Annotated in this window: 15 protein-coding genes; 3 read left to right on the plus strand and 12 right to left on the minus strand. The window is 56.5% G+C overall.

Features of this window, described 5'->3' with window-relative positions; all coding sequences use genetic code 11:
* Positions 1-4: 4 nt before the first annotated feature.
* The 3 genes from AC2TDJ_RS18795 to AC2TDJ_RS18805 all read right to left on the minus strand — a co-directional run bounded on the left by AC2TDJ_RS18795 (position 5) and on the right by AC2TDJ_RS18805 (position 3,502).
* The gene (locus AC2TDJ_RS18795) at positions 5-1,036 is read right to left on the minus strand and encodes a carbohydrate ABC transporter permease (protein WP_480844216.1); all 1,032 of its coding nucleotides are present in this window, start codon (positions 1,034-1,036) and stop codon (positions 5-7) included.
* 67 nt (positions 1,037-1,103) lie between these two features.
* Entirely contained in the window at positions 1,104-2,357 is a 1,254-nt protein-coding gene (locus tag AC2TDJ_RS18800) for an ABC transporter substrate-binding protein (protein WP_480844217.1), read from the minus strand.
* Positions 2,358-2,455: 98 nt separating this feature from the next.
* The gene (locus AC2TDJ_RS18805) at positions 2,456-3,502 is read right to left on the minus strand and encodes an ABC transporter ATP-binding protein (protein WP_480844218.1); all 1,047 of its coding nucleotides are present in this window, start codon (positions 3,500-3,502) and stop codon (positions 2,456-2,458) included.
* Positions 3,503-3,660: 158 nt separating this feature from the next.
* Here AC2TDJ_RS18805 and AC2TDJ_RS18810 point away from each other — a divergent pair, with 158 nt between their 5' ends.
* Positions 3,661-4,662 (plus strand): ester cyclase, encoded by a 1,002-nt coding sequence (locus AC2TDJ_RS18810; RefSeq protein WP_480844219.1) that lies wholly within the window; start codon positions 3,661-3,663, stop codon positions 4,660-4,662.
* Positions 4,659-5,543, plus strand: a complete 885-nt coding sequence (locus AC2TDJ_RS18815) for an amidohydrolase family protein (RefSeq protein ID WP_480844220.1) — start codon at positions 4,659-4,661, stop codon at positions 5,541-5,543. The genes AC2TDJ_RS18810 and AC2TDJ_RS18815 overlap by 4 nt, the downstream gene beginning before the upstream one ends.
* 111 nt (positions 5,544-5,654) lie before the next feature.
* On the opposite strand, the gene AC2TDJ_RS18820 is transcribed toward AC2TDJ_RS18815, so the two are convergent.
* The 8 genes from AC2TDJ_RS18820 to AC2TDJ_RS18855 form a co-directional block, all read right to left on the minus strand.
* Positions 5,655-6,875 (minus strand): aminopeptidase P family protein, encoded by a 1,221-nt coding sequence (locus AC2TDJ_RS18820; RefSeq protein WP_480844221.1) that lies wholly within the window; start codon positions 6,873-6,875, stop codon positions 5,655-5,657.
* Positions 6,876-7,037: 162 nt separating this feature from the next.
* A complete protein-coding gene (locus AC2TDJ_RS18825) occupies positions 7,038-8,249 on the minus strand; it encodes an ABC transporter permease (RefSeq protein ID WP_480844222.1) in 1,212 nt (403 codons plus the stop codon).
* Positions 8,250-8,254: 5 nt separating this feature from the next.
* On the minus strand, positions 8,255-9,529 hold the full coding sequence (locus AC2TDJ_RS18830) for an ABC transporter permease (protein ID WP_480844223.1): 1,275 nt from the start codon (positions 9,527-9,529) through the stop codon (positions 8,255-8,257).
* A gap of 72 nt (positions 9,530-9,601) precedes the next feature.
* A complete protein-coding gene (locus tag AC2TDJ_RS18835) occupies positions 9,602-10,693 on the minus strand; it encodes an extracellular solute-binding protein (RefSeq protein WP_480844224.1) in 1,092 nt (363 codons plus the stop codon).
* Between the two features lie 103 nt (positions 10,694-10,796).
* Positions 10,797-11,897 (minus strand): ABC transporter ATP-binding protein, encoded by a 1,101-nt coding sequence (locus AC2TDJ_RS18840; protein WP_480844225.1) that lies wholly within the window; start codon positions 11,895-11,897, stop codon positions 10,797-10,799.
* A 136-nt stretch (positions 11,898-12,033) separates the two neighbouring features.
* Positions 12,034-12,744 (minus strand): maleate cis-trans isomerase family protein, encoded by a 711-nt coding sequence (locus AC2TDJ_RS18845; RefSeq protein ID WP_480844226.1) that lies wholly within the window; start codon positions 12,742-12,744, stop codon positions 12,034-12,036.
* Entirely contained in the window at positions 12,741-13,886 is a 1,146-nt protein-coding gene (locus AC2TDJ_RS18850) for a M24 family metallopeptidase (RefSeq protein ID WP_480844227.1), read from the minus strand. The genes AC2TDJ_RS18845 and AC2TDJ_RS18850 overlap by 4 nt, the downstream gene beginning before the upstream one ends.
* Positions 13,883-14,116 carry a hypothetical protein gene (locus AC2TDJ_RS18855; RefSeq protein ID WP_480844228.1) on the minus strand — a complete coding sequence of 78 codons (234 nt, stop codon included), beginning with the start codon at positions 14,114-14,116 and terminating at the stop codon, positions 13,883-13,885. Before AC2TDJ_RS18855 ends, AC2TDJ_RS18850 begins: the two co-directional genes overlap by 4 nt.
* 211 nt (positions 14,117-14,327) lie before the next feature.
* On the opposite strand from AC2TDJ_RS18855, the gene AC2TDJ_RS18860 reads away from it, so the two are divergent.
* Positions 14,328-15,719, plus strand: a complete 1,392-nt coding sequence (locus AC2TDJ_RS18860) for a DHA2 family efflux MFS transporter permease subunit (RefSeq protein ID WP_480844229.1) — start codon at positions 14,328-14,330, stop codon at positions 15,717-15,719.
* Between the two features lie 105 nt (positions 15,720-15,824).
* Here the strand turns inward: AC2TDJ_RS18860 and AC2TDJ_RS18865 are convergent, their stop codons facing one another.
* Positions 15,825-17,102, minus strand: a complete 1,278-nt coding sequence (locus AC2TDJ_RS18865; RefSeq protein ID WP_480844230.1) for an aspartate aminotransferase family protein — start codon at positions 17,100-17,102, stop codon at positions 15,825-15,827.
* Between the last annotated feature and the right edge of the window lie 43 nt (positions 17,103-17,145).

The following is a 17,145-nucleotide window of genomic DNA, read 5'->3' on the forward strand; positions in this document are numbered from 1 at the left end:
GTCCTCAGTGAGATTTACGGGTGAAGTCGCGCCATGTGCGCACCAGCACCGGCATCATCAGAATGACCACGATGAAGATGGTGATCAGCGAGGTCGCGCCAGCCGACGCATAGAGCGGGTTGCCGCTTTCGCGCAGGTCATTGAAGATAATCCAGCTGAGCGAGCGCGCATGTGCCTCGGCCTTGAAGCTGACGATGGGTTCAAAGACACGCAGGTTGTCCATGATCATCATCAGCGTCACAAACGAGACCAGCGGCATCAGGTGCGGCACGACGACGTGGATCATGCTCTGCCACTTGTTCGCACCATCGATCTGTGCGGCCTCGATCGTGTCTTCCGGAACCGTCTGAAGACCCGCGTAGAATGTGATGAAGCTGAAGGGGAGGGTGTGCCAGACACCATAGACCATCAGCATAATCCACATGAGCGGCGTAGACGCTTTCAGGCTCAGCGAAGGATCATTGAACAGTTTCTGAATTGTCGCCCCGATAACACCGTCACCGTCGACCATCCAGAACAGGATCAATGAACCAACCAGCGGGGTCACGAGGAACGGCAAGAGGGAAATGAATATCGCCAAACCCTTCATTGCACGGGGCAGGTTATTGACGCCCACCGCGATCGCAAGGCCCAGCACCAAAACAAGGGGCGTCACAAGAAATGTGTAGGCCAGTGTAAAGGTCAGAGCGTTGTAGAATGGCAGGTTGTAAACCTTCGACCAGAAGTCACCCAGACTATCCGAGCTTGCCCAGGCCTCACCGATATCAGCAAGCGCCAAATGCGACCGGTCGAAATACGTGCCCAGACCGTTGAACCGGCCCAGCGGCTGTTCTTCCCGCAGCTTCTCGGTCGCTTCCGTATCGACCGTCGTAGTCGGGTTACATCCAAACGGACCGCAGCTTTCCGAGACGATCAGGACCTGCTCGTGTTCGACGAATAGCGACTGGATAAACACCGACACGATGGGCAGCGCGATGAACAGTATCATCGCGGACAGCGTCGGCAGAACAAACCAGAAGAAGGTGCGGTGTTTCATAGCATGCGTCCCGATCTAAATTCGAGAAAGAGAGGGGGCCATGACAGCCCCCTCAAGTCGGGGAGATTTACTGGAGGAAACCAGCCTCTTTGGCCGAAGTCCTGTAGGCCGCCTCGACATCGGCAAGGGCTTGTTCTGCACTCTCGTTGCCCTTCAGGAAATCGGACAGTTCTTTTCCAAGTGCGGCGTGCATGAGACCGATCTGCGGGATCATTGGGTAAGGTTTTGCCCCACCCCGCGCAGTTTCAGAAACACCGGCAGCGGCAGGCCCAGGTTTGTAGCCTTCAAGCAGCCAGACCGCATCATCGTTGTTTTCCGCAACCATTTCCGGTGTCAGAGCGCTGACCAACGCTGCAAAAGTGGCTTCTGCTTCTTCATCCGACACGTTGGATGCGATTGAGATGCCGTCCCACCACAAAGTTGCGGCCGGGATCGACCCGCCACCAACAGTCGGTGCCGCCGAAAGAACCGTGTTCGAGGTCACCTCTTCGGATGAACCCTCATCATCCAGGATCGGCGCACCGCGCGACCCCCACATAACGCCCAACGCCGCCTGACCGGCCTCCCACAAACCTTGTGTCTCGTTTGATGCATGTGTCAGGTGGTCAGGATGCGCGTATTCGGCAAGCGCCTTCATGGTTTCAAGTGTGGCCAGGCCTTTTTCGTTGTTGATCGCAGGCTCGGCCGTTCCCGGCTCAAAGAACTCTCCACCATGTCCAAGATAGATCATGTTGAACACCTCAGCGAGGTTCCAGCCGCCGTCCCCGGCGCTCAGGTTCATCACGATCGGATGCTCCATAATGCCGGCGGCACGGATTTTTTCGGCCGCTTCAAGGACTTCTTCGTAGGTGGCGGGAATGCCGTCAAAACCTGCCTGCTCTAGAATATCCGTGCGGGAAAACAGGTGTTGTGAGTTGGCCATGAAGGCTACCGCCATGACATTGCCATCGATGGTGATCAACAAGTTCGGAGAGATGTTTTCGCCGTACTTTTCGACCAGATCGTTCAGCGGACGCACCAGACCGTCATTCATCAGCTGAGTCAGCGTCGAATTGGCCAGAATGACCGAAGTGTATTCAGACGGGTTCGGTGTCAGGGCCGCGTTCATGATCTGGCGCGCTTCGGTCGTATGGTTCGTTGAGAATTCAGACGCGTTGGCCGCGCAATTGGTTTCGGCGGTGCCTGCGACGGCGTGAATTGCCGGAAAATCACTGGCCAGAATGCGGACCGACTGGCCTTCAGGACCACAATTCGCTGCATATGCGGCCGAGCCCATCAGACCGACAAAGGTCGTTACGGTAGCTAACTTTCTCAGAAACATCTCAGTCTCCCTGTTTCTTTGAGTTTTGGATGCGTGCCCCTTACACGCATGTGGTTTTGACCCCGAGGCTCATCCCCGGTGATTTAGTGGGGCTATTGTCAGATCCGTTGCCCGGTCTGACCGTCAAACAAATGGCAAATCTCGTTTGGAACTGAGATTGACACCATGTCGTCAATTTCAGCGCGATAGTTCTTTTCGGCCTTTACAGAGACCAAAGCCCCGCCCACGCGCACTGAGATCATCGTCGCGTCGCCGAGCAGTTCCTGAGTGTAGATCGGCGCGTTGATCTGCCCCTGGCCGTCAGCCGCGAGCGAGGCATCTTCTGCGCGAAAGCCTAAAGTCAGCGGGCCGTCGGGTGCGCTGACATTGGGAATTTCAACATTTTTGGCCGCAAACGTCCCGCCGCGTACTTCTCCATCCATCAGGTTCATTGCCGGATTGCCAATGAAGCTGGCCACAAACGTATTGGCGGGCGTGTCATAAATGTCGGTCGGGCTGCCAACCTGCTGCACCACGCCCTGTTTCATCACCACGACACGGTCGGCCAGTGTCATCGCCTCGATCTGGTCGTGCGTCACATAGATTGTGGTTACTGCAAGCTCGTGGCTGAGGTTCTTGATCTGGGCACGAGTCGAGACACGTAATTTAGCGTCGAGGTTGGACAGGGGCTCATCCATTAGGAAAACGTTCGGCTCGCGCACAATTGCCCGGGCCAAAGCGACACGCTGACGCTGACCACCCGACAACTCTGCTGGCTTGCGATGAAGAAAGTCATCCAGTTCAACCATGGCCGACGCACGACGCACTTTTTCGTCATGCGACGAGGGGTCGATACCGCGAACCTTCAGCGGAAACCGGATGTTTTCGTAGACGTTCATGTTCGGATACAAAGCGTAGGACTGGAACACCATCGCGACGTCCCGATCCTTGGGCTCCATGTCGTTTACGCGCGTACCATCGATCAGAATGTCGCCCTCGCTTGCGTCTTCCAGACCGGCGATCATACGCATCGTCGTAGTTTTGCCGCAGCCGGAAGGGCCGAGAAGCACCAGGAACTCTTTGTCGGAAATTGTCAGGTCGAAATTGTCCACCCCGATAAACGAACCCCAGCGCTTTCCAACATTTCGAAGTTGAATCTCGGCCATTCTGTCCTCCCTGCCGAATGCATCGTGCATACGTTTGCAAGAGCATAGACATCAACAGCAACATCTGGCAAGAATTTTTTGCATGCGCATGCAAAATCGCCCGTCCATGTATCGCCGAGCACTGCATCGCTTGGGTTAAAGCACTGAAAGAAAACAATATGCCCTATGAATCCGAAAAGACGATTATCCTCGAACTTTACGAAGCACTGAGTCGAGCTGAAGAATCGGCCATTGCCGAGACGATCTCGGAGTATTGTGCAGAGGACTATCTCTGGCGTGGATTTCATCCGTTTGATGAACTGTTCGGCACCGACGAAGTGACCCAGAAATTCTGGCATCCGCTGATGAAAAGCCTGACACGAATGCAACGTCGCATGGACGTTTTCATGGCGGGCACCAACGAAATCGACGGGTTCACCTCGGTCTGGGTCGTTTCCATGGGTCATCTCATGGGACTGTTCGACAAAACCTGGCTGGGCATCGCCCCGACCGGCAAGATGGCTTTTCTGCGGTATTGCGAGTTCAACCGGGTCGAGAACGGGAAAATCACCGAGACTGCGATGTTTTTCGACATTCCGCATCTCATGATGCAGGCTGGTTTGCGACCCTTCCCGCCGCAGACTGCGGCGCAGCTTGTTCAGCCCGGACCATTGACCCAGGACGGCCTGATGTTTGACCCGCAACCAGCCGAAGAAGCTGACAAGACCTTGTCTGCTATCAATGCAATGATCTCCGATCTTGGCCGCTGGGATAGCGGCTTGAACCTTGAGGACGAGTTACGGCGCACATGGTGCGAGGACATGATTTGGTGGGGTCCGACTGGTATCGGCGCCACCTACACAATCGAACGCTATGCAAAGCAGCATGCCGGTCCGTTCCGCGCCGCGTTTACCGAGCGTTCGAAAACCAGACATGTCTGCCGCATGGCCGAAGGGCACTATGGGGGCTTTTTCGGGTGGCCGAATTTCACGGCACGCCCCACCGGTGGTTTCATGGGAATGCCCGCCACAGACAAAGCTGGTGAGTTCCGGGTGATCGACATCTACCGACGCGAGGGGGACAAACTGGCCGAGAACTGGATCTTTATCGATCTGCTCCATTTCTGGAAGCAGCAAGGCGTTGATATCCTGGCGCGGACAACAGGAATTGATGCGACATGAGGATCGATGCACACCACCACCTTTGGGACCTGAACGCCGTACTCTATCCATGGTTGATGGAAAAGGGTGTCAGGCGTTTCTTCGGCGACCCGACACCAATTCAGCGAGACTATCTACTGCCTGAGTTTCGCAGGGAGGCGGAGGCCAGCGGTTTTACAGCATCTGTTCACATACAGGTCGGTTCAGCTGACCCTTGGGCCGAAGCTCAATGGGTGCAATCCGTCGCCGAGCAATTCCCTGACTGGCCTCTGGTGCAGGTCGCATTCTGCGATCTGACTGCCGAGGACCTGACAGACCAGTTGGATCGGCTACAGACACTGACATCGGTGCGGGGTGTGCGCCAGATCATTGGTCGGTCACCCGGCGAAGACATGGCAACCGGCACAAACACGTTGCTCGAGAACCCAGAATTTCTGGCCGGCCTGCAGCAACTGGGTGAACGCGGTTTGTCCTTCGACCTGCAACTTCTGCCTGATCTGATGGAGCGGACTGCCGCGGTGTTGGAGAAAGCCCCACACACACAGATTGCCCTGTGCCATTCAGGATCGCCACATGATCGATCCGAGGCGGGATTGGTCAGATGGAAGACTTCTCTCAAATCGCTCTCCAGCTTGCCACAAGTTCACTGCAAACTCTCGGGCCTCGGGATGTTTGATCATGACTGGAGCACAGAAAGTGTCGGTCCCATCGTCGAAACCTGCTTGTCACAGTTCGGAGCCGATCGCTGCATGTTTGGCTCCAACTTTCCGGTCGACAGCCTGTCTTCCACTTATGATGAGCTCGTTTCCCGATACCAGCAGCTGGTGCCCGACGAGCATCAGTCAGATGTGTTCTGCAACACGGCAAAGCGATTCTACCGGATTGCTGACCAACCTCACTGACGTGATCCGTTTCGATATTCTGTTGTTTGAACTTAGACGTTTCTTGCTGCCGAGCCATCGATTGCCGGGCGCATATGAAAATGGGTGGAGCGTGCGCCCCACCCCTTCACGTCAGGCCCCGATGATGTTGTGACCAGGACCGTATGGGAAACCTGTGATATTCTCGGCACCGTCTTCGCCGACCACAAGGATATCGTGTTCGCGATAGCCACCCGCGCCGGGCTGACCCTCGGGAATCCACAGCATCGGCTCAATCGACACGACCATGCCGGGTTCCAGAACTGTGTCGATGTCCTCGCGCAATTCCAGCCCGGCCTCGCGACCGTAGTAGTGGCTGAGAACGCCAAAGGAATGGCCATAGCCGAAGGAACGGTATTGCAGCAACCCTTCGTCCGAGAAGAAGCGGTTTATCTCGGCGGTTATGCCCGCACAGGTCGCTCCGGGCTTGATCAGGCTCAGGCCCAGCTCGTGCGCGGCCACGTTGGCTTTCCACAGGCGTAGGCTGTCGGCGTCCGGTTCCCCAAGGAACAGGGTGCGCTCCAGCGCGGTGTAATAGCCCGAGATCATGGGGAAGGTGTTCAGCGACAGGATATCGCCTTTTCGCAACGCGCGTTTGGTGACAGGGTTATGTGCGCCGTCGGTGTTCAGACCCGATTGAAACCAGACCCACGTGTCGCGATATTCGGCTTCAGGATAGGCGCGTGCGATTTCCTCTTCCATCGCGTCACGACCGGCCATTGCAATCTCGATCTCGGTTGCGCCTTCGCGGATTGCCGCGTGAATGGCCGCGCCACCAACGTCCGCCGTGCGGGCGCCGCCTTTGATCAGATCGATCTCTTCCGCTGATTTGACCATGCGGGCAGCCATTGTGTCGGGTGCGATGTCGACCAGTTCGGGACTGCCCAGCATGTTCAGCGCAGTATCGCGAGCCGCCAGCGTCATATGATCGCTTTCGATGCCAATCCGTTTCGCATTCCCGATCAGGTTGGCAACGGCACGCCAGTAGTTGTCGCGCTTCCAGTCAGTGTAGATCACGTTATCTTCAACCGACCGGCGCCAGGGTTGCCCGGCGTCGATGTTGGCGGAAACCGTGGTGCAGCTATCCTGGGTCACGACGCAGCCATAAGGACGGCCGAAGGCGCAATACAGAAAGCCCGAGTAATAGGCGATATTCTGCATCGACGTCAGCAGGACAACGGGGATGTCTCGTCTGGCCATTATCGCGCGCAGGGCCGCCAGGCGGCGATCATACTCAGCCTTGCTGAACGGCAGCGGTGCTTTTTCGCCATTGTGGCAGGTAAAGAATTCGGGGCGATTTGACGTATCTGTCATTTTTGGTCTCTCATCTTTGCCGGGTGTGCAATGCCCGGCCACATGTCCCGGCGTTCAGGACAGGCGGTCTCGGGGTCCGAGAGCCGATCATCCCCTAAGGTGCCGCGACGCCATCGCGGCGGGGATGAACGGATAAATCGTTAGATGAGACGAAACGCTGCGTCAAGCGGGCGACAGACCCCGCAACCGTTCCGAACGACGCCGCAGCAATTCCACCGTGGTTAGCAAGGCAATAGACAGAACCACAAGGATCGTGGCCACCGCCAGAATGGTCGGGCTGATCTGTTCGCGCAGGCCGGTGAACATCTGCCACGGCAACGTCTTTTGGCTGGCGGAGCCCACAAACAGGACCACCACAACTTCATCAAAGGAGGTGATGAAGGCAAACAGGCCACCCGAGATCACGCCCGGCAAGATCAACGGCATCTGGATCTTGAAGAACGTGCGAACCGGGCCTGCCCCCATGTTTGCAGCGGCGCGCGTCAGGGACCGATCAAAGCCAACCAAAGTTGCCGTAACGGTGATGATTACGAAAGGAATACCCAGAACCGCATGGGCCAGGACCACCTTCAAATAGCCCACGAAGTTCTTGTTCATGCCCAGCGTGCCCTCAAGGAACCTTCCGATATCGCTGTAGAAAAAGAACATGCCTGTCGCCGAGATAATCAGCGGAACGATCATCGGGGAAATCAGGATACCCATGATCGCACGGCGTCCCGGAACGTGGGACTGGCTGAGCCCGATGGCGGCCAGTGTTCCAAGGGTGACTGAAATTACCGTCGCAATCGGCGCGATGATCAGCGAATTCTTGAAGCTTCGCTGCCATTCATTGTTGGTAAAGAAATCGCGGTAGTGCTTTAACGAGTATCCTTCGGGGTCCAGTCGCAGCATTTCGGGAGTGAAAGTAAAGAAGTCCTGCGCGTTGAAGGAAAGTGGCAACACCACAAGGATCGGCGTGATCAGGAAAACAAAGATCGCGCCGCAGATCACGCGGAACAGATAGTGGTAAAACACCTGCTGAGCCGTCAGATAAGGCAGCAGCTTGCGCCGATACCGACCTTCGTACAGCCAGTAGATGAACCAGATGAAGAACCAGCCGCCCAACAAGCCCAGAACGCCACCCATCAGACCGGAAACCAGAAATCCGACGATGCCAAAGCCGAGGATGTTGATCCAGCGGGCCAGCTTTTCATTTTTCACGATGTTGATATAGACCCAAGCCAGCCCGGCAATCAGGACGGTTCCGCCCAGAATTCCAAGGATGACCGAGCCATTTCCGGCGCCGACGAAAATGCCGGCAAAGGCACCTGCCAATGCGACACTGGGCAGAACCATGGACATGGGCTTGCGGGATATCGGTGTCAGTGCGGCCATCTTGATTATCCCAGCTTCACGTTATCGATGCCTACGATCTTGTCGTAGACCCAGTAGAGCAGCAGCACGACACCCAGAAGGATCGTGCCCAAGGCCGCGGCAAGCCCCCAGTTCAGCGAGGACGAGATGTGATAGGCAATCCGGTTCGAGATGAAGACACCCTTGGTGCCGCCCACGATCTCGGGCGTGATGTAGTAACCAATCGCCAGAATGAAGACGAGGATCGAGCCCGCGCCGATACCAGGTATGGATTGCGGGAAATAGATGCGCCAGAAGGTGGTCCAGTTGGTCGCGCCCATCGACTTTGCTGCGCGGGTATATGACGGCGGGATCGTCTGCATAACCGAATACATCGGCAGGATCATAAAGGGCAGCAAAATGTGCGTCATGGCTACGATCGTGCCGATTTGATTGTTGATGATAATCAGTCGGGCATCATCCGCTACCAGCCCAAGCCAGACCAGTGTATCGTTAATCACCCCTTGCTGTTGCAGCATGACCTTCCAAGCGGACGTTCGCACCAGCAAAGACGTCCAGAAGGGTAAAAGTACGAGAATCATCAGCAGGTTGGAGACCCGCATCGGCAGTGTCGCCAACAGGTAACTGACCGGATAGGCAAGCAAAATACAGGCGCCCGTAATCACAAGCGACATGAACAGCGTACGACCGAACAACTTGACGAGGATCTGTTTGTCCTCTGGCTGAGCCTGCGCCCCTTCTGGCGTGCGGCGCATGTCCACCGCGTTCAGGAAATAGCCGTTGGTGATCTGCGGCGAATGCGTTTTGATGACACGCCAGGTTTGCGGATCGCCCCAGCCGTCATGGATTTCGATCAGCTGCTCCTTGAATGGACCATCTGTTTCGGGATCCAGTTTATTGATCTGTCGCCCGGACCTGCGGAACATCGAAGACATGCCAGTTTCTTCGTAGTTCAAACGCGAGCCGAGCCTTGTGTGCTCTTTGTTGTCAATCGCAACAATCATGTCGCGGACGAATGCGTCATACACATCCTCGCCCGGCAGTTCGCCAGTTTGTTCGTCCCATTCGCTCAGCGCCGCAACTGTCTGCGGCAGCGTGTCCGCGACAATGCTGTTCTCAACAGATCGGAACAGCATCGATGCGATCGGAATAATAAACGAGAACAGAACAAACAGAAGAAGCGGGGCCACCAACAACAACGCGCGTAGTTTTTGCCGTCGTAGCGAACGAGCCAGAGATTGCTTGAGCGGTGTTCCGTCCGCTGCCAGCATCGGTCCCACGTTTTGGCTTGCGTCAGTCATTGTTGTTCCTTGGCTTGTCTTGGATCAGGGGCAGCGCACCGCCCCTGACATGGTCGTTAATCGTGCAACGGCTTATTGTGCCAGCCACGCCTGGAATTTGGCGTCGATGTCGTCACGATAATCAGCCCAGAACTCGTAGTTGTAGAGGAACGTGTTCTTGGCGTTTTCCGGATCGGTCGGCATGTGCGGTGCCATGTCGATGCCCAGCTCTGCGTGCTGGCCAACCAGCGGAGCAGACGATGCGCGGGCCGGACCGTACGAGATATACTTGGCCTGATCCGCCAGACGCTGCGTATCGGTTGCGAACATGATGTAGTCCAGTGCACGCTGCTGACGCTCTTCGCTCAGACCGGCAGGAATGATCCAACCGTCCAGATCGAACACCTGCGCGTCCCACAGCATGGCAACGGGCTGTTTCTGTTCTTCGATCACGCTGAACAGGCGACCGTTATAGGTCGACCCCATGACGATTTCACCGTCAGCCAAAAGCTGCGGCGTGTCGGCCCCTGCGGACCACCAGACAACGTTGTCCTTGATGGTGTCGAGTTTGGCCAGTGCCTGGTCTTGACCTTCAGGTGTAGCGAGAACGTCATAAACGTCATCTTTGGCGACACCGTCGCACAACAGGGCCCATTCCATGTTGTTGATCGGGCGTTTCTCCAGCGAACGCTTGCCGGGATAGGTTTCCAGATCGAAGATCGCGCAGACATCAGTCGGCGGGGTGTCACCCACCAAGTCAGTCCGATACCCGAACGTGGTCGAATACACGATCTGTGGAATAAAACAGTCGCTGACCAGAAGGTCACCAAAGTCTTCGGATGCAGGTGTGCCATCGGGCGCCGGGGCCAGCATTGTATCCGGGTCGATTTCCAGCGCCAGACCTTCGTCGCAAAGACGGATTGCGTCAGCCGCCACAACGTCCACCACGTCCCAAGTGATGTTGCCGGCTTCGTTCATTGCGCGCAGCTTGGCAACGGCTTCCGCCGAGCTGTCGTCATTCAAAATGGTGACACCGGTCTTTTCCGAATAGGGCTCGTGATAAGCCTTCAGCTGCGATTTGGAATAGGCGCCGCCCCAGGAAACGATGGTCATCTCCTCGGCGGAAACGCCGCTCGCAGCGGTGGCAAGGGCTGCTGCCGTAAGTAGGGTTGTGGTTGTTTTCATGTGTTGCTCCCAGTTCATCCCGTTTATGTGTGTGGTCGGCTGATGCACGGGTATTCATCAGCCGGTCCCTCAGTTTAGCCGCGCTTGTTCCGCGCAGCTTGGTCTATGCGTCGAGCGCACGACAATCCTGGGCCAGCCAGCCAATCTCGATCTCCTGACCGGGGCTCAGCCGAACGGCGTCCGGTGCGTTCCGGGTCTTGACGATGAACTCGTCATTGCCGGCCACCGACATGCGGAACCGAAATACATCGCCCATGTAAATGAACTCTTTGACGGTTGCCTTGAGCGTATGCGCATCGGCGTGCAGGCGGTCCTTGTTGAATTCGACACGCTCGGGTCGGATCGAAACCTTGGTTCGCGCACCTGCTTCGTGGACATTGATCGGGACCGCGTCGATCTCGGAACCATCGTCCAATTGGACGAGGCACGTGTCGCCATCAATTGACTTCACGACACCTTCCAGAGTGTTGTTCTCACCGATGAATTGCGCGACGAAACTGTTTTCAGGCTCTTCGTACAGCTGATCGGGTGGCGCAAGTTGCTGGATGCGGCCATCGTCGAACACGGCAACACGATCGGACATGGTCAGGGCTTCGGTCTGGTCATGGGTCACGTAGACGGTGGTGATCCCCAGATCATGCGCAAGTCGCGTGATTTCGAACTGCATATGCTCGCGCAGTTGCTTGTCCAGGGCACCCAATGGCTCGTCCATCAAAACAAGCTCGGGTTCGAACACGAGGGCGCGGGCCAGGGCGATCCGCTGCTGCTGTCCCCCGGACAGCTGAGCCGGCCGCCGGCCGCCAAAGGCGCCCATCTGCACCATGTCCAGCGCACGCTTGACCTTTTCCTCCCGTTCCGACTTGCCCAGTTTGCGAACCTCCAACGGGAACGAGAGATTTTCGGCCACCGTCATATGCGGGAAAAGGGCGTAATTCTGAAAAACCATGCCGATTCCACGCTTGTGTGGCGGAATGTTGTTGATGGGCTTGCCATCAAGCAGGATTTCCCCATGGGTGGCAGTTTCAAACCCGGCGAGCATCATAAGGCAGGTGGTTTTACCCGACCCTGACGGCCCAAGCATCGTCAGGAATTCGCCTTTGGGCATTGCCAGATTGAGATCTTTAACGACGAGATTTTCGCCATCATAAGACTTTTGAACGCGTTGAAATTCGACAAACGCGGCGTCGTTCGTTGTATCGGTCACAAGACCCCCTGTTGCGTCAAATGATTATCCGAGAGCGTCGGATTTCATTGATCAGTAGGCATCAGTTAAGACCATGCGATGTGCATATTGCAACTATGAATGCAGATTTTGCCAAATTTGATGAGCGATTGACAAGTCAATTGTCCGTGTTGAGACGGCGCATATGCCATGCAAGGCTTTGATTACTCGAAAGAACAGGCTTTCCAATCCGGGCGCGAATCTCGGGAATGGCCTCGCGGGTTCGAAGGTTGGTGCAACTCAGGAAAACCGCCTCGACAGACGGGTCCGACCCCAGTTTCGTGGCAGCATCAATCACGGATCGAACGGAAATCCGAACGACCTTGGCCTCTTCGGCTTCTCCGAACGTTCCAAACACATCCATTGTTATTCCGCTTTCGGCAAAAGCGCGGCGCAGCGGGATGTTGACCTCTTCAATATACGGTGAAAGCAACGCGAATTTCGAAACTCCAAGGTTTTCGGCGCAGGCCGTGGCGGCACGTAGGGGATTTGTGACCTCGGCCGTATTGCAGGCTTGTTTGACAAGGTGCGCAACACGTTCAGAACCAATGACCGAGCTCGCCGACGTGCACCCATATCCCACCACGCGGTAAGGGCGCGCACTGGGCAATAAGCCGGCGGCCGCTGGCAATGCACTCTCCATTTCAGCCAGGCTGTCAGTCGTCACCTCGATCCCGCTGGGAATGCGGGATACGTGGATCGGGTATCGGTGGTCCGAGAAATACTGACTGAATTCCGGCTCAAGCGTCTCGTCGGTCTGCAGCACAATCAGACCCAATGGCGAGGCTTGCGGATCGTCTTCATCCAGAGTGTACGGAATAAGGGTCATAGCTCGATTATCTCCGGCCCGATGCGCGGGCTGATAAAACGTGGGGCTCCATCGGTGACCACGAAATTTTCTTCGTGCACCAGGATCTTGCCACCGACGGAAATTCCCGGTTCCAGCGTCAATACCATGCCCGGCTCCAATACGGTGTGATCAGTCGGTATAAGAGACGGCCATTCGGTCAGCGACATCCCCAGCCCATGCCCCAAGCGCCCCGCATCCGTACTCTCGGCGTCCCTTGTAAGCACGGAGTTCATAGCATGAAACAAGTCCGCAGCGGTCGCGCCCGGGGTAGCGATTTCAAACGCAGTATCCGAGGCTTCGATGAGCCGGGCATAAGCAGATTTCACATCGGGCCGCGCGGTGCCTATGGACCAGTTGCGGTCGAAATCCGAAAAATATCCGTCCCAGACCAACCCGGTGTCCAGCATCAGAACGTCACCAACCGCCAAGGGGGTTGGCGATGCGGGTGAAATCACATCGGTATAGCCGCCCTGTTCTGCCCCGCCCGCCAGGTAGGGAACCCAATCGGCCCCCTCTTCCAGGCAAAGCACTTGAAATTTGCGGAACACCTCGTCCAGCGGAACACCCTCGCGAACTATCTCGGGCACACGTGCGAAAGCTTTGCCTGCGATGTCACAGGCAGTTTCAATCTTGTCGATCTCGGCCTCTGATTTGATAATGCGCAACCGCCTCAGAATACCGTGGTCGCCTGTAATTGCGCGTGTTCCTATCTCACTGCGCAAACGATCCAAATTCGCCATCGGCATCCGCACATGGGTCTCGTGACCATCCGGTATGCCGATTTTTCCGTCTGTCGGTGTCAGCGCAGCCAGTGCATCAGCCAAGAGCGAGACGCCATCGTCCCTCAGGTCCGGGGAACTCCAGGTTCGGATGTCCTCGATCCAGGTCTGCCCCATCAGCGCAGCACCTATGGATGGTATTATCGCCACTGGTTTTCCAGCGGCCGGGACGATCAGATACCAGGGACGCGTCGGGCTTTCCCAGAACCGGGTCAAATACCCTGTGAAGTAACGCACGCCTGTTTCCGTCGTAAGCAACAGAGCGGACAGGCCCGCTGTGTTCATCAACGTCTGTGCGCGCTCGGTACGCGCTTGGAACTCGGACGGCGCGAAACCCCTCATGCAGCAATCTCTGCATCGTGACACTTAATGCATTCCTGACGGTTTATCACCAGTGCGTTACCAGAGCATTCCTCTGCCAAAGAATAATCGCCCTCTTTGCAGGATGTCGTGAACGCCGGGCTTGTTGTGTCGTTATTGGGGTCAGCGGTGCGAGCTTTGCTCGCAAAACAAAAAGGCTCAGGTGGCCCCGATTTTTCCCTCGACCGGTGCAAGTCGTTGGCGATCTGCATGACCCCTCCGAATTTCTGATCTGTCGACGTGATCCGATCGGTGAAGTCCTGTCAACCTCAGCTTGCTGGCGAACGCTGTCGTCCTGTGGACGCCTCGGGCGGTTCAAAACACTTGATCAGCGTGAAAAACCGGACAAACCTGTTTGCGGCTATCAGGTCGCCGCGCACGCGTCGGATAAAGTGCCGACACAAGCGGTTGCTGCACGGCCGAATGACGCGAAATAATGAACTGGCGGGGGAGTTGCGGGTTTTGGACGCAGGCAATAACAGTCGTTGGTGGATTCTGGGCGCTATGGGCTGCATCCTCGGCGTAATCCTTCTGGATGAAACCGCGGTTGGCGTTGCCCTACCAACAATCCGCAATGAACTGGGGATGTCCGAACTCTCGTCGCATTGGGTGGTCAACATTTACCTGCTGACCCTCGCGGTTCTTGCAGGCGCGGCTGGTCGCATCGGCGATATTATCGGCACCCGGATTCTTCTGACCATCGGCCTGCTGATATTCGGCGCAGCCTCGGCGGCTGCGGGGCTGGCGCCGAATGGCCTTTTTCTGCTTTTGGCACGTGGAGTCCAGGGTGTGGGAGCCGCGATGATCTTCCCGCTTTCGCTTGTACTCATTGCCTTGTCTTTTGACGATTCCGAGCGCGGCATGGCCTTGGGCACCTACGGTGCAATCGGAACAAGTTTTCTGGCAGCAGGGCCATTGGTGGGCGGCGCACTGACAGAAGGTTTGTCCTGGCGATGGATCTTCTGGATCAATCCCATAGTCGTGATCTGCGTTGCCGCTGTTGTCTGGAAATACTGGCGCGATCCGCCGCGACAGGCCGAAGAGAGTTTTGACCTGATCGGCATGATCCTTTTGATCTGCGGACTGTCGCTTTTGATATTTGGCATCATGCAAGGGCCGGAAGAAGGATGGCAACAGACCGGTGTAATCGTTGCGCTTATCCTCGGGGCTGGCATGCTCATAGCTTTTGCGGTCGTGGAATTGCGCCTCACCAACCCTTTGCTTGCTATCGATTTGTTCCGGAACGCGACGTTTTCCGCGTCAAACCTGATTGTTGGAATGGCGCAATACGCCAAGATCGCGACCTTCGTCTTTGGTGCCATGTATTTTCAAACGGTTGAAGGGTGGAGCCCATTATGGGCCGGTCTTGCGCTGCTCCCGGCTGTTGTGCCTACTACTCTGATGGCGCCTGTTGCAGGCCGTTTGTCTGACAGCCGCGGAACCCGGTGGCCCGCGTTATTGGGATTGGTTTTGACGACCGGTGGCTTGATTGCGATGGCAATGGGGATGACGATTCAGGTTCAGATCCTCGTATTTTTCGGCTTCGTTTGTTTTGGGATCGCCGTGTCGCTTATGTTCGTCCCGTCCCAGCGGGCGGTGACCATGTCCGTCCCACCGCAGATGCAAGGTCAGGCCGGGGGTATGGTCCTGTCGAGCCAGCTAATCGGCGGCACCCTGGGAATGACCATCTGCAGCACGACACTGGCGATGACATCGTCTCAGGCCGCCGTCTTTTGGGTGGGCGCAGCCGTGTCCGCGCTGGTTCTTGTCTACGCATATTTTGCGATTGAGGTCTCCGAGACTGCGGCCAATTAGCGGAAATGCGTTATTGCTGCGGTGGGTTTGTCGTCGTGCAGCCTTGGTTTCACACATATCCGCGCACCTCGATCCTTGTGTTCATGCCTGATTGGCAACGGCGGATCAGAGATCTGCGCAGGAGTTCATGGCACGGGCGATTGCGTGTTCGGTTTCTTCAAGATCCGACGCGGTCAGAGCCAGTGAAGCATAGAATTTCATGGGCGCTTTCAAAATACCATCAGCCCGCAAGGATGCGTTGAACTGTTTCTGGCGATCTGCGTTGGCACGCAGCGTATCGCGATAGTCCACAACAGGGCCTTCTGCGAACACGATGTCGAAAAGAACCGGATCACCAACGACAGTCGCAGAAAAACCTCTCTTCGAGGCGGCTGCTTCCAATGCTTTCATCAACCTCTTCCCGGATCTGCGGAGGTCTTCATAGGCGCCGTCGCGCTTGAGTATTTCCAAGGTTTTCAACCCCGCCGCAGCGGCCACCGGATTGCCGCTGAGGGTTCCAACCTGAAACGTGAAGGCCTTTTGGCCCACTTTGTCGACGTCGAAATGGGCCATGATCTCGGCTGTCCCGGCAATGGCGGCCATTGGGAACCCGCCACCGATGACCTTCCCCAAAGTGCAAAGATCGGGCGTGACGCCGTACAATTCCTGTCCACCGCCCAGCGCCAGCCGGAAACCGGTGACAACTTCGTCGAAGATAAGAACGATGCCATGCCGGTGTGTTTCTTCCCGCAACGCCTCCAGAAATCCCGGCGCTGGCGGGATCAAGCGTTGAAGCGGCTCGACTATGATACCGGCAAGTTGTTCAGCGTATTCGGAAATAATCTGACGGGCAAATGAGATATCGTTGAACGGCGCAATGATTACACCGTCCTGCGTCGCCTGCGGAATTCCAGCAGAATCGGGGACGGGCTCGGGAAAGTTCGAAAGGTGCTGCGGGGACATGCTCATCAGGGCTTCACCGGACATCCCGTGATAGCCGCCTTCGAATTTCAGAATGAGGTCTCGCCCGGTATATGCACGCGCCAGACGCATGGCATACATATCTGCCTCGGAACCGGTGGAGACATAGCGTAGCTGATCCGCGCAAGGCACCGCATCGCAAATCACCTCGGCCAGTTCGATTCCGGCTGCGTTGGATGTGAAGAACGTCATGCCATCGGCAAGTTGCGCTTGCACGGCCTCCATGACTTCGGGATGATTGTGACCCACCAGCATTGGACCCGAGCCAATCAGGTAGTCAATGTATTCCTTGCCATCCTCATCCCAAACACGAGACCCCTGCCCCTTTTTCAGAACGACGCTCGGGTCGTAGTTCCCAAATCCTCCGGCGGGCAGAACCCGATTTGCACGTGCACGCCACTGTTCCAGATTGGTCTGAGTCATCCGGCTTCCCCTGTTCCGCTTTCATGGTGAGTTTCGTCTTGAC

Source organism: Ruegeria sp. HKCCD6647-2 (assembly GCF_057221075.1).